Genomic DNA, 11,953 nt, shown 5'->3' on the forward strand with positions numbered 1-11,953 from the left:
CTGCGAGTTCAGGCCCCGTCGCCGGAGGGCCCGTCCGCCGCGGTGATCCGGAAGACAAGGTACCTGTGCGCGGCGGCGAGCAGTTCGGCGTCCGTCGACTGCGGCCCGAGCCCCTTGAAGAAGGCGCCCACCTCCCAGCTCCACTTCACCAGGTAGGCCCGCAGGATCTCCGGCTTCTGCTCGTCCGGCACCTCGGTGGCGCGGAAGCGTTCGACATGTCTGCCCTTGTGCAGTTCGCCGCCGCCCGCGGCGCGCATGTTGTGCGTCCACTGGACGTGGCCGCGCGGAGCGACGAGATAGCGCTCGCCCTGGTACGGAAGCGGGTTGACGGGCGTGCGGCGCCACTCGCCGCTGTTGCGGCCGCGGACGGCGAGCACGCGGGAGCCCGCGACGGCCATGCCGCGGCGGGTCAGCCAGGCGATGGCGGGGTTGAGAACGCGGCGGGTGAGCCAGTCGGGCTTGATGACGTGTGCGTCGGTCATGATCGGTGGTCCTTTCGCGGTCAGACGGTGGGCCGGGTGCTTGGGCTGCGTGGGGCGTACGGCGAGAGCACTGCTCTCGCTTGAGAGCAGTGTTACACGAGCGCCGCGCTGAATCCAGAGCATCGCTCTCGAAATTGGTCAGTGCTCTGGAAAGCTGGCAGACTTCCGGCATGAACAAGATCCAGGGCGCCCGCGAGAGGGCGCGTGACGAGATCACCGCCGCCATCAAGGACGAGGCGCGCCGCCAGCTCGCCGCCGAGGGCGCGGCGAAGCTCTCGCTGCGAGCGGTGGCCCGCAGCCTCGGCATGGTCTCCTCGGCGCTCTACCGGTACTTCCCGGGGCGCGACGACCTGCTCACCGCCCTGATCACCGACTCCTACGACGCCCTCGGCGACGCCACGGAAGCGGCGCTCGACGCGTCCGCCGCGCAGGCCGATTCGCACATCGCCCGCTGGCAGGCGGTCTGCCGCGCACACCGCGCGTGGGCCCTGGCCAATCCGCACGAGTACGCCCTCATCTACGGATCGCCCGTCCCGGGATACGCGGCCCCCGCCTCCACCACGGTCTCCGCGACCCGTGCCGCCCGTGCTCTGGTCACGGTCGCCGCCGACGCGTACGGCGCCGGGGCGCTGCGTGTGCCCGGCACGTCCGGAGCCGCGCGGGGCCCGGACCCCGATGCGGGCGCCGTGCCCGCCGCACCCGCGCCCGTCCTCGACGACGCGCGTGACCTCGCGGAGCGCCTCGGCGTCGACCTGCCCGCCGCCGTGGTCGCCGAACTCATCGCCGTGTGGGCCCAGTTGGCGGGGCTCGTGAGCTTCGAGCTCTTCGGGCAGTTCGAACGCGTCGTCGTGTCGAGGGACGAGTTCTACGACCACGCCGTCGCCTCACTGGCCCGCAACGTGGGGCTCGTCTGACGGGCTCGGCCCGGGGCACGGGCCTGGCCTTCGGCCGCATCCCTCCTGTCCGTCCCGACCCTGCCCCGTCCCTCGCCCCGGCCGTCCCGGCGCCCGCGCCCGCAGGCGGCCCCGCACCCCCCCGCGGGCCCGGCCGTCATGGCCCGCACTCTCACCGCCCCTTCCCGGGGCCGTGGGGTCCGCCCTGGTGGCGCGGCGGCGGAGCGGCGCCTGCGCCCGCGGGCGCGGTCTCCGGCCCGGGCTCCACCTGCCGGCGCCTGCCCGCTCCGTCCCGCGCTCCCGCGCGGCCCTCCCCGCTCGGCTACTCCCCGAGGAGTAGGCGCGATGCCCGCCGCAGGCTGACTACGCCCCCGGTCCCGCACGGCTAGCGTTGCGGGCATGAACCCCCGCCCGTTCCGGCCTCGCCGTCCCTCCGGTCCTCGCCCGAGGGTCGCCGGGCCGTTCCGGGAGATGCGCTGCCGCTTCCGCGCGCGCTCCGGCGGAACGCCTCCTCCAGCCGAGGGCGCGGCACCCGAGGGCGGCCCCTTCCCCGGCCCGTGGGGCCCGCCCTGGTGGCGCGGCGGCGGACCGGCTTCCGGGTCGAGGCATGTGCCGTGGCTGACGTCCCTCGCGGTGCTCGCCGTCCAGCAGGCCGGTTCCCAGGGCGCGGCGGCGAATCAGGAGGGCGTGCGGAACTCGCTCGACGTCTACGCGAGGCTGCTGCTGACCGTGGGCCCGCTGCTGCTGCTCGTCCGCTACCGCTACCCCCGTACCGCCGCGTTCGGATGCGCGGCCGCCACCACCGTGTATCTGGCGGCCGGTTATCCCTACGGGCCCGTGTTCGTCAGCGTGGCCGTCGCCGCGTTCGCCGCCGTCGTCGCGGGCCACCGGCACGCGGCATGGGGCGCGCTCGGCATCGTGTGGGCGGGGCATCTGCTCGCGGGATACGTCCTGGTCGACCGGCTGCCTCCCGTGAGCGACCAGCCGCCCGGCTGGCAGGCCGAACTCCTCATCGCCGCCTGGATCGCCGCCGTCCTCGCGGCGGCCGAACTCGCCCGGACCCGCCGCCAGGAGTGGGCCCGCCGCCGTGCCGAGGCGGAGGAGGCGGAGCGACGGCGCGTCGACGAGGAGCGGCTGCGCATCGCCCGTGAGCTGCACGACGTACTGGCACACAGCATCTCGGTCATCAACGTCCAGGCGGGGGTCGGCCTCGCGCTGCTCGACTCCGACCGCGAGCAGGCCCGTACGGCGCTGACGACCATCAAGAGCGCCAGCAAGGAGGCGCTGGGGGAGGTGCGGCAGGTGCTGGACACGCTGCGCGGCTCCGGCGACGCCCCGCGCGCCCCCGCCCCCGGCCTCGACCGCCTGCCGGAGCTGACCGCGCAGGCCGCGGACGCCGGACTGCGGGTCACCACCGAGACCGAGGGCGACGCGAGAGCCCTCCCGCCCGGCGCCGACCTGGCGGCCTTCCGCATCATCCAGGAGGCCCTCACCAACGTCGTGCGGCACTCCGGCGCCCGCACCGCCCGCGTACGGCTGACCTACGGACCGGGCGAACTCCGCATCGACATCGACGACGACGGCCCGGCGGCCGGCGGCGCCGCCGGTGCCACAGCCACCGGTACGGCGGGCAGCACCGCCCGCGGCGGCAACGGCCTCGTCGGCATGCGCGAACGCGCCGCCGCGCTCGGCGGCACCGCCGAGGCCGGCCCGCGCGGCGACGGCGGATTCCGTGTCACCGGCCGCCTGCCGCTGCCTGCCGGCGGTAGCGTGTCGCCGTCCCCGGCCAAGGAGTCGCCGTGATCCGCGTCCTGCTCGCCGACGACCAGTCACTGGTACGTGCGGGGTTCCGCGCTCTGCTCGACGCCCAGCCGGGCATCGAGGTGGCGGGAGAGGCCGCCGACGGCGAGGAGGCGCTCGGCATGGTGCGCCAACTCCGCCCGGATCTGGTCCTGATGGACATCCGGATGCCGGTTCTCGACGGGCTCGCCGCCACGCGGCGCATCAGCGAGGACCCCGAACTGGCCGAGGTGAAGGTCGTCATGCTGACCACCTTCGAACTGGACGAGTACGTCTTCGAGGCGATCCGCTCCGGGGCGTCCGGCTTCCTCGTCAAGGACACCGAACCGGAGGAGCTGGTGCGCGCGGCCCGTGCCGTCGTCGACGGCGACGCGCTGCTCTCACCCGGCGTCACCCGGCGGCTGATCGCGGAGTTCGCGGCGCGCTCCAAGCAGCCCGCGGAGGCCGAGGCGCTGGCCGAACTCACCGAGCGCGAACGGGAGGTGATGGCGCTCGTCGGCATCGGCCTGTCCAACGAGGAGATCGCCGCCCGGCTCGTCGTCTCGCCGCTGACCGCCAAGACGCATGTGAGCCGCGCGATGGTCAAGCTCGGAGTGCGTGACCGCGCCCAACTCGTCGTGCTCGCCTACGAGTCGGGGCTCGTACGCCCCGGCTGGCTCGGCTGAGCACCGACGCCTGTGTCCTCCGCGAAGTCCGCCGCGGCCGCACCGCCGACGGGCTCCGCGCCCTCGCGGTCCGGGTGCCCGGCCGCGCCGTCCTCACCCGAAGTGCCGTCACCCAGGCGGCCGCCCGGCGCACGCAGCAGTACGCGCGCCACGCGCCAGACGAAGACGGTCACGCAGCCGCACGCGGCGAGCTTCAGCAAGGTCCCGCCGTAGGTCGGGGAGTGCAGGCCCAGGCCGACGGCGATCAACGCGAAGAGGCCGAGGAAGACCAGCAGGGCGAGCCCGGCCATCAGCGCTCCGGTCAGCAGCGCGAAGCCGATCTCCACTGTCTGGGCGTCCCGTTCGGCCTGTGTCCGTGGCCCCCTCATCGCTCTCCCCCTCGTGCCGGTCCGGTTCCCGGCGGTGGTCCTCCGCCGGGCGCGAGGCGTGGCACCCCTGACGAACGCTCCGTCCCGCAGGCTGTCTTCACACACGCGCGCGTCCGCTCAGGCGGTTCCGGAGGTGCTCCCGGACCCATCCATGTATGCGCTTCCAAAAATCCGGGCGGCCTTCCCTTTCGTCCCTTGACCGCCCCTGCGGCGCCGGATTGACTGCACTCCGGCAAGATCCAGGAGCCATGTGACCTTGGTTCGTCAGTCTGTCGAAGGAGAGTCCCGAGTGGCCGGAAACCCCAGCCGTCGCAGCGTGTTCAGGGCCTCCGCGGGGGCCGCCGTCCTCGCCTCGTCGGCGTCGCTCCCGGCACTCGCGGCCGGCCCCGCCGCTGCCGCCCCGGCCGGGCACTCGGACGCATCCGCCGAGACCGCACGTGCCGAACGCCGCGCAACCGCCGCCGCACGTAAGCGAGTCGACGCCCGGGTCGAGAGCCGGGTGCGGAAGCTGCTGGCGCGCATGACCGACGAGGAGAAGTTCGGGCAGCTCCAGCAGCTGACGTGGAACCCCGACACGGGGCCCGGCGAGGGCCAGAACGAGAAGGCGCGCGAGGCCGCGGCCGAGGGGAAGCTGGGCTCCGTCCTCAACATCACGGGCGCCAAGGAGTGCAACGACCTCCAGCGCTACGCCGTCGAGGAGTCGCGGCTCGGCATCCCGCTCGTCTTCGGGCTCGACGTCATCCACGGCTTCCTGACGACGTTTCCCGTGCCGCTGGCACAGGGAGCCTCCTTCGACCCGGACGTCGTCACGGCGGACGCCGAAGTCAGCGCCCGGGAGGCGGCGTCGTGGGGCGTGCACTGGACGTTCGCGCCGATGGCCGACGTCAGCCGCGAGCCGCGCTGGGGCCGGATCGCCGAGGGCAGCGGCGAAGACCCGTATCTCACCGCGCAGTTGACGGCGGCGAAGGTGCGCGGCTACCAGGGCGAGGACTACTCCGAAGAGGGCCGGATCGCCGCCTGCGCGAAGCACTTCGTGGGCTACGGCTTCCCCGAGGGCGGCCGCGACTACAACACCGTGGACATCTCCGAGAGGCGGCTGCGCGACATCGCCCTGCCGCCGTTCAAGGCGGCCGTGGACGCGGGAGTCGCCACGCTGATGGCGTCCTTCAACACCGTCAACGGCGTTCCGGCGCACGCCAACCGGCACACCCTCACCGGCGTCCTGCACGAGGAGTTCGGCTTCGACGGCTTCGTCGTCGGCGACTACAACGGCGTGCAGGAGCTGATCCCGCACGGCGTCGCCGCGGACGGCGCGGACGCCGCGGCGCTCGCGCTCGGTGCCGGCGTCGACATGGAGATGGTCAGCACGACCTACGCCGACAACGGCAAGGAGCTGCTGGAGTCCGGCCGCATCGACCGCCAGCGGCTGGACGACGCCGTCACGCGCGTCCTGCGCATCAAGGCGCGGCTCGGCCTGTTCGAGAACCCGTACACCGACGAGGACGGCGAGATCGCCGAGCCCACCCGGTCGGCCCGCAAGCAGGCCCGGGAGGCCGCCGCCCGCTGCGCGGTGCTGCTCAAGAACGACGAGCACACGCTCCCCTTCGCCAGGGACACCGCCTCCGTCGCCGTCGTCGGCCCGCTCGGCGACGACACCCAGGAGCTGCACGGCACGTGGGCCGGGCCGGGCGCCCGGAAGTTCCCCGCCGTGTCCGTCGTGGAGGGGCTGAAGAAGGCCCTGCCCGACGCGAAGGTGACGTTCGCCCGCGGGTGCGACGTCACGGGCGACGACACCGGCGGCTTCAAGGAGGCCGAGGCGGCGGTACGGGCTGCGGACGCCGCCGTCGTGGTCGTGGGCGAGAAGGCGAGCCACAGCGGGGAGGCCGCCGCCCGCAGCGACATCACGCTCCCCGGCGTGCAGGAGGAGCTGATCCGCCGCGTCGCCGAGGCGGGGAAGCCGCTGGCCGTCGTGGTGCTCGCCGGGCGGCCCCTGGTGCTGTCGGGCATCGTCGAGCACGCGCCGGCGGTCCTGGCGGGCTGGCATCCCGGCATCGAGGGCGGCAACGCCGTCGCGGACGTGCTCGTCGGCGAGGTCAACCCCGGCGGCAAGCTGCCGGCCACATTCCCGCGCGCCGTAGGGCAGTTGGCCGAGTACTACGCGCACGAGAACACCGGCCGCCCCTACGACCCGGACAACAAGTACACCTCCAAGTACCTGGACCTGCCGCACGGTCCGCTCTTCCCCTTCGGGCACGGCCTGAGCTACACCGACTTCGCCTACTCGCACCTCGTACTGAGCGAGAAGAGCGTGAGCGCACAGGCCGTACGCGACGGCGGGGCGAGCGTGAAGGTGACGGTGAAGGTGAAGAACACCGGACGCCGCGCGGGGGACGAGGTGGTGCAGCTCTACATCCACGACAAGGTCGCCAGCATCGCCCAGCCCGTCCGCAGGCTGCGCGGCTTCGAGAGGGTCACGCTCGAAGCGGGCGAGAGCCGTACGGTCTCCTTCGAGCTCGGAGCCGGCGACCTGGGCTTCCACACCAACAACCCGGAAGGCGAACTCCTCGTCGAGCCGGGCGAGTTCGGGATCTACGCCGGGGGCAGCTCGGAGGCCGGGCTGCACACCACGCTCACCCTCACCTGATCCGTTGATCCGCTGATGTGTGGCGCGGTCCGCTCCCGGGCCGCGTCCGGAGGGGCACGGGCGCGCCGCGCTCACTCCCCTCCGGCGGCGAGCGCACCGCGCACGGACCGGGCCACCGCCGCCGCGACCGCCGCGAGCAGGGCGACGGTGGTCAGGGCGGCGGTCAGCGAGAACCACTCGGCGAGGAAGCCGATGGCCACCGGGCCGAGCAGCATTCCGCCGTAGCCGAGAGTCGAGGCGGCGGCGACGCCGTCCGGGCCCGCGATCGCCCCCGCGCGGGCGACGGCGACGGGGAAGAGATTCGCCAGCCCGAGCCCGGCGATCACGAAACCGGTGAGGACCAGCCAGACCTCCGGCCCCAGCGACCCGAGCAGCATCCCCGCGGCCGCGGTGACGCCGCCCCCCGTCAACAGGCGGCTCTGGCCGAGGCGTTCGAGCAGCCGCGTCCCGCAGAGGCGGCCCGCTGTCATGGCGAGCGCGAAGACGGAGTATCCGGCGGCGGCGACGCCCGGGCCCGCGTGGAGGTCCTCGGCGAGGTGCAGGGCGCTCCAGTCGGCGAGCGCGCCCTCGCCGTACGCCGTGCACAGCGCGACCAGCCCGAGCACGAGGACGAGACGGCGCGCACGGGCCGGTGCCGTACGGGTGCCCGCATCCGTGCGCGCGTCCGCCCGCGCGGCGTTCCCGGCGTCCGTCTCCGCGCCCTTCCGCCCGGCGTCCCGACCGGAATCCGGGCCGGACTCCCGCCCGGTCGTCCGGCCGGAATCCGCTGCGGCGTCCCGTACGCCGGGGCCCTGCTGCCGCGGAACGGGCGGGCGCCCGGACGGCGGCCCGGCGGCCGGGGCCGCGTGCGTGAGCAGCACCCGCCCCGCGAGCGCCGTGACGGCCAGTCCCGCCGCGGTGAGGATCAGCAGGTGGAGGGTCGGCGTCAGTTGCCCGGCCACCAGGCCGCCCGCCCCCGCGCCCGCCATGCCCCCGAGGCTGAACGCGGCGTGGAATCCCGGCATGACGGGCCGTCGCAGTGCGGCGATCAGATCGACGGCCGCGGCGTTCATCGCCACGTTCAGACCGCCGTAGGCTGCACCGAACACGAGCAGGACGAGACCGAGGGACACGGCGGAGTGGGTCAGCGGCGGCAAGGCGACACTGAGCGAGAGCAGTGCGCCCGAGGCGACGGTCACGGGGTGGTTGCCGAAGCGGTGGCACAGCCGTCCGGTGAGCATCATCGTGACCACGCCGCCCGCGGAGACGCCGAGCAGCGCCAGCCCGAGGGCGCTCGGCGAGGCCCCCGTCTGCTCCTTGATCGCCGGGATGCGCACCACCCAGCCGGCGAAGACGAAGCCGTCCAGCGCGAAGAAGACCGTGATCGCGGTACGGAGACGGCGCAGGGCGGGGCGCGGGGAGGCGGCTTCGCCGCGGCTGCCGAGCCCCATCGCGCCGGCCAGCGCCGACCGTATTTTGTTCAGTGTCGGCACAAAGCGAGAATAGAGGGGTGACCCCGACGCGTACAACCAAATTGGAGCGAGGCCGTAGCGCCCTCGGTCCGGCGCTGGAACTCGTCCACACCGGCAGAGCACCCACGCGCGCCGCGCTCACCGCCGAACTCGGCGTGACGCGGGCGACCGCCGGAGCCGTCGCCGCCGAGCTGGAATCGCTCGGCCTGATCACGGTCGACTCGCGGCCGGGCGCCGCCTCGGGGACGCAGGGGCGTCCCTCGCACCGGCTGGCGGTGAACCCGGAGGGCCCGGTCGTGCTCGCGGCGCAGGTGCACGCGGACGGATTCCGTGCCGCGCTCGTCGGGCTCGGGGGGCACATCGCCACCACGGCGACCGGCTCCGGCACGGTCGCGGCCGATCCCGCGCGGATCATCGGCGAGGTCGTCGAGGTCGGTGCCGGGCTGCTGGCGAGCACGAGGCGCCGCTGCGTGGGAGCCGGGCTCGCCGTGCCGTCCGCCGTCGCCGAGCCCGAGGGCACCGCGATCAATCCGCTGCACCTCGCCTGGGAAGTGGGCGCGCCCGTACGGGAGATCTTCACGCGGGCGCTGGCCGAGGCCGGCGTCTTCAGTACGTCCGGAGACGAAACCGCTGGGGGCGCCACCCGGGCCGCAATGGCCCAGGGGGAGGGCTACGCGGCGAACGACATCAACCTCGCCGCCCTCGCCGAGCACCGGCACGGCGCCGGGCGCGGCGCGCGGCATCTGCTCGTCGTGAGCACCGGGCACCGCGGCGTCGGCGGCGCCCTCGTCCTCGACGGGCGGCTGCACACCGGGAGTTCGGGCCTCGCCCTGGAGGTCGGGCACCTCACCGTCGACCCCGGCGGACGCCCGTGCCACTGCGGCAGCCGCGGCTGCCTGGACGTCGAGACCGACCCGCTCGCCTTCCTGGAGGCCGCCGGCTGCGAACCCGGGCCGGAGGTCTCGCTGCTGGAGCGCAGCCAGGAGCTGATCCGCACCGAGTACGGCACCGACCCCGCGGTGCGGGCAGCCGTCGAGACCCTCATCGACCGGCTCGGGCTGGGCCTCGCGGGCCTCGTGAACATCCTCAACCCCGACCGCATCGTCCTCGGCGGCCTGCACCGCACCCTGCTGGAGACGGACGGCGAACGCCTGCGGGCGGTCATCGCCGACAGCAGCCTGTGGGGGAGGACCGGCAGCGTGCCCGTACTGCCCAGCTCGCTCGCGCACAACAGCCTCGTCGGCGCCGCCGAACTGGCATGGCAGCCCGTGCTCGACGACCCCCTCGGAACGCTGACGGGATGAGGACCGTGCACATCAGAGCCGGCGCCGAGCGGGATCTGCGGCGCCTTCAGGACATCGAGCGCGCCGCGGGCGGCGTCTTCCGCGAACTCGGCATGGACCGGGTCGCCGACGACGCCCCGCCCCCGCTTCCCGTGCTGCGCCGCTTCGCGCACACGGGCGGTCTCTGGGTCGCCGTCGACGCGGCGGACGGCGCGGGCGGCCCGGACCGGGAGTCCGGCGCCCACGGCACGCACCACGCCCACGGCACGCACGACGCCGGTGACCGTCCCGTCGCGTACCTGCTGACCGAACTCGTGGACGGCAACGCCCACATCGAGCAGGTGTCCGTCCATCCCGACAGCGCGCACCGACGCATCGGCCGTGCCCTGATCGAGCACGTCGCGGGCCGCGCGGAGGCCGCCGGCCTGCCCGCGCTCACGCTGTGCACCTTCGCCGAAGTGCCGTGGAACGCGCCGTACTACGAGCGCTGCGGCTTCCGCGTGCTGCCGGAGGACGAACTCACGCCGGGCCTGCGCCGCATCCGCGCGGAGGAGGCACGCGCGGGCCTGGACCGCTGGCCCCGGGTGTGCATGCGCCGCGAACTCGGCCCGGGCGCACAGCGATCCGGAGCCGCGGGCACTAGCCTCGGCACGTGATGACACCCCGGATCGCGGACAGCCGCTACGTCAGCCTCACGACCTTCAAGCGCGACGGCACCCCCGTCGCCACGCCCGTCTGGGCGGTCGAGGACGACGGTGAACTGCTCGTGTGGACCCGCGACGACAGCGGCAAGGTCAAGCGGGTGCGCAACGGCGCCCGCGTCACCGTCACCCCGTGCGACGCCCGTGGCCGTACGGCCACGGGAGCAGAGCCCGCCGAGGGCACCGCGCGGCTGATGACGGAGGACGGCGCACTGGACCGGGTGCGCCGGGCCATGGCCCGCAAGTACGGATGGCAGTTCCGCCTCACCGACTCCGGCGCGGCCCTGTTCAGGCTCGGCAAGCGCCCGCACATCGGCATCGCCGTCACCCTGTGACACCGGCGCTGGAGGGCGCGCCGAGCACCCCCGCGCCCGGCGGAAGCAGCCGCCCGGCCCGCTGATACTCCCCGGGAGGTAGCCGAGGAGCCGCTGGCCGTACGACGACGCGGACCCCCTCCCAGGACGACTCTCGGTAGCGAAGGAACAGAAGCAGAACCGCTTCGCGACCGAGGAGTTGACCGGCATGTTCGACCTTGCACAGTGGCACGACGGAGCGGGCCCCGGCCCGTGGATCCTGCTCTTCCCCGTGATCTGGGCGGCGGTGATCGCCGGTGTGGTCGTCCTGCTCCGCCGCACCGTCTGGCGCGGCCGCGGGGGGCCCTGGCACTGGGGCGGTCACGGGCGCGGCCCCGCACCCGCAGGCGGACCGCGGGCGGAGAACTCTCCCGTCGATCTGCTCGGACGGCGCTTCGCCGAGGGCGAGATCGACGAGGACGAGTACTGGCGCCGGCTCTCCGTACTCCAGAAGGGCGGCCGGCCGTACAAGGACGGTCCGGCATGAGCGATCTCGCCGCACGCGTCACCGGCGCGGTGAAGGTCTACGGCAGCGGCGAGGCCGAGGTGCGGGCGCTGGACGGCGTCACCCTCGGCTTCACCGCCGGCCGCTTCACCGCCATCATGGGGCCCTCCGGCTCCGGCAAGTCCACCCTCATGCACTGCGCGGCGGGGCTGGACACCCTCACCTCCGGGACGGCCCACATCGGGGAGACCGAACTGGGCGCGCTCAGCGACAAGCAGCTGACGCTGCTGCGCCGGGAACGGATCGGCTTCGTCTTCCAGTCCTTCAACCTGGTGCCGACGCTGACCGTCGCGGAGAACATCAGACTGCCGCGTGATCTGGCGGGCAGGCGGGCGGACACCGAGTGGACCGACGCGCTCATCGACGTCGTCGGCCTGCGCGACAGGCTCCACCACCGGCCCGCCGAGCTCTCCGGCGGACAGCAGCAACGTGTCGCCGTGGCCCGCGCGTTCGCGGGCGAGCCCGACGTCGTCTTCGCGGACGAGCCGACCGGCAACCTCGACTCCCGCTCCGGCGAGGAGGTGCTCCGGCTGCTCGGCGACGCCGTGCGGCAGACGCACCGCACGGTCGTGATGGTCACCCACGACCCGGTCGCCGCGGCGCACGCCGACGAGGTGGTCTTCCTCGCCGACGGGCGGCTCGTGGACCGGATGGTCTCGCCGACGGCCGAGAGCGTCCTGGACCGGCTCAAGGCCTTCGACGCGGCGGGGGTGCCGGCATGAGCACCGTCACCAAGTCCGGCCGTACGACCGGGAGTACGGGACGCGCCGCCGCGTCCGGCGGCCCCGGGAGTCCCGGAGGGACCGCC

At 74.2% G+C, this 11,953-nt stretch carries 12 protein-coding genes; 9 read left to right on the top strand and 3 right to left on the bottom strand.

Annotation, left to right across the window (positions count from 1 at the left end; genetic code table 11):
• Window positions 1-8: 8 nt before the first annotated feature.
• A complete protein-coding gene (locus tag QQM67_RS11155; protein WP_314173535.1) occupies window positions 9-482 on the bottom strand; it encodes a nitroreductase/quinone reductase family protein in 474 nt (157 codons plus the stop codon).
• 170 nt (window positions 483-652) lie between these two features.
• Between QQM67_RS11155 and QQM67_RS11160 the strand changes: the two genes are divergently transcribed.
• The 3 genes from QQM67_RS11160 (at window position 653) to QQM67_RS11170 (ending at window position 3,840) form a co-directional block, all read left to right on the top strand.
• Complete coding sequence (locus tag QQM67_RS11160; protein ID WP_314173536.1) at window positions 653-1,396, top strand: TetR/AcrR family transcriptional regulator; 744 nt, start codon at window positions 653-655, stop codon at window positions 1,394-1,396.
• 378 nt (window positions 1,397-1,774) lie between these two features.
• Entirely contained in the window at window positions 1,775-3,178 is a 1,404-nt protein-coding gene (locus QQM67_RS11165; RefSeq protein WP_314173537.1) for a sensor histidine kinase, read from the top strand.
• On the top strand, window positions 3,175-3,840 hold the full coding sequence (locus QQM67_RS11170) for a response regulator transcription factor (RefSeq protein WP_314173538.1): 666 nt from the start codon (window positions 3,175-3,177) through the stop codon (window positions 3,838-3,840). The genes QQM67_RS11165 and QQM67_RS11170 overlap by 4 nt, the downstream gene beginning before the upstream one ends.
• Here QQM67_RS11170 and QQM67_RS11175 read toward each other — a convergent pair.
• Window positions 3,801-4,208, bottom strand: coding sequence for a DUF6332 family protein (locus tag QQM67_RS11175; protein ID WP_314173539.1), 408 nt, complete (start codon window positions 4,206-4,208; stop codon window positions 3,801-3,803). The genes QQM67_RS11170 and QQM67_RS11175 overlap by 40 nt on opposite strands.
• Before the next feature lie 520 nt (window positions 4,209-4,728).
• Between QQM67_RS11175 and QQM67_RS11180 the strand changes: the two genes are divergently transcribed.
• Window positions 4,729-6,852 carry a glycoside hydrolase family 3 N-terminal domain-containing protein gene (locus tag QQM67_RS11180; protein WP_314173773.1) on the top strand — a complete coding sequence of 708 codons (2,124 nt, stop codon included), beginning with the start codon at window positions 4,729-4,731 and terminating at the stop codon, window positions 6,850-6,852.
• Between the two features lie 71 nt (window positions 6,853-6,923).
• Here the strand turns inward: QQM67_RS11180 and QQM67_RS11185 are convergent, their stop codons facing one another.
• A complete protein-coding gene (locus QQM67_RS11185) occupies window positions 6,924-8,324 on the bottom strand; it encodes an MFS transporter (protein ID WP_314173540.1) in 1,401 nt (466 codons plus the stop codon).
• Window positions 8,325-8,341: 17 nt separating this feature from the next.
• On the opposite strand from QQM67_RS11185, the gene QQM67_RS11190 reads away from it, so the two are divergent.
• The 5 genes from QQM67_RS11190 to QQM67_RS11210 all read left to right on the top strand — a co-directional run bounded on the left by QQM67_RS11190 (window position 8,342) and on the right by QQM67_RS11210 (window position 11,867).
• Window positions 8,342-9,607 carry an ROK family protein gene (locus QQM67_RS11190; protein WP_314173541.1) on the top strand — a complete coding sequence of 422 codons (1,266 nt, stop codon included), beginning with the start codon at window positions 8,342-8,344 and terminating at the stop codon, window positions 9,605-9,607.
• A gap of 5 nt (window positions 9,608-9,612) precedes the next feature.
• Window positions 9,613-10,242, top strand: coding sequence for a GNAT family N-acetyltransferase (locus tag QQM67_RS11195; protein ID WP_399066376.1), 630 nt, complete (start codon window positions 9,613-9,615; stop codon window positions 10,240-10,242).
• Window positions 10,242-10,622 (top strand): PPOX class F420-dependent oxidoreductase, encoded by a 381-nt coding sequence (locus QQM67_RS11200; protein WP_314173774.1) that lies wholly within the window; start codon window positions 10,242-10,244, stop codon window positions 10,620-10,622. The genes QQM67_RS11195 and QQM67_RS11200 overlap by 1 nt, the downstream gene beginning before the upstream one ends.
• A gap of 187 nt (window positions 10,623-10,809) precedes the next feature.
• Window positions 10,810-11,127, top strand: a complete 318-nt coding sequence (locus tag QQM67_RS11205; RefSeq protein WP_314173543.1) for an SHOCT domain-containing protein — start codon at window positions 10,810-10,812, stop codon at window positions 11,125-11,127.
• A complete protein-coding gene (locus tag QQM67_RS11210; RefSeq protein ID WP_314173544.1) occupies window positions 11,124-11,867 on the top strand; it encodes an ABC transporter ATP-binding protein in 744 nt (247 codons plus the stop codon). The genes QQM67_RS11205 and QQM67_RS11210 overlap by 4 nt, the downstream gene beginning before the upstream one ends.
• Window positions 11,868-11,953: the final 86 nt, after the last annotated feature.

The organism is Streptomyces winkii, assembly GCF_032248595.1.
Lineage (GTDB): Bacteria > Actinomycetota > Actinomycetes > Streptomycetales > Streptomycetaceae > Streptomyces > Streptomyces winkii.

Bases quoted from the DNA above. Each gene is read 5' to 3' on its own strand.
- QQM67_RS11155 (WP_314173535.1), bottom strand. From the start codon at position 482: ATGACCGACGCACACGTCATCAAGCCCGACTGGCTCACCCGCCGCGTT.
- QQM67_RS11160 (WP_314173536.1), top strand. From the start codon at position 653: ATGAACAAGATCCAGGGCGCCCGCGAGAGGGCGCGTGACGAGATCACC.
- QQM67_RS11165 (WP_314173537.1), top strand. From the start codon at position 1,775: ATGAACCCCCGCCCGTTCCGGCCTCGCCGTCCCTCCGGTCCTCGCCCG.
- QQM67_RS11175 (WP_314173539.1), bottom strand. From the start codon at position 4,208: ATGAGGGGGCCACGGACACAGGCCGAACGGGACGCCCAGACAGTGGAG.
- QQM67_RS11180 (WP_314173773.1), top strand. From the start codon at position 4,729: ATGACCGACGAGGAGAAGTTCGGGCAGCTCCAGCAGCTGACGTGGAAC.
- QQM67_RS11200 (WP_314173774.1), top strand. From the start codon at position 10,242: ATGACACCCCGGATCGCGGACAGCCGCTACGTCAGCCTCACGACCTTC.
- QQM67_RS11205 (WP_314173543.1), top strand. From the start codon at position 10,810: ATGTTCGACCTTGCACAGTGGCACGACGGAGCGGGCCCCGGCCCGTGG.
- QQM67_RS11210 (WP_314173544.1), top strand. From the start codon at position 11,124: ATGAGCGATCTCGCCGCACGCGTCACCGGCGCGGTGAAGGTCTACGGC.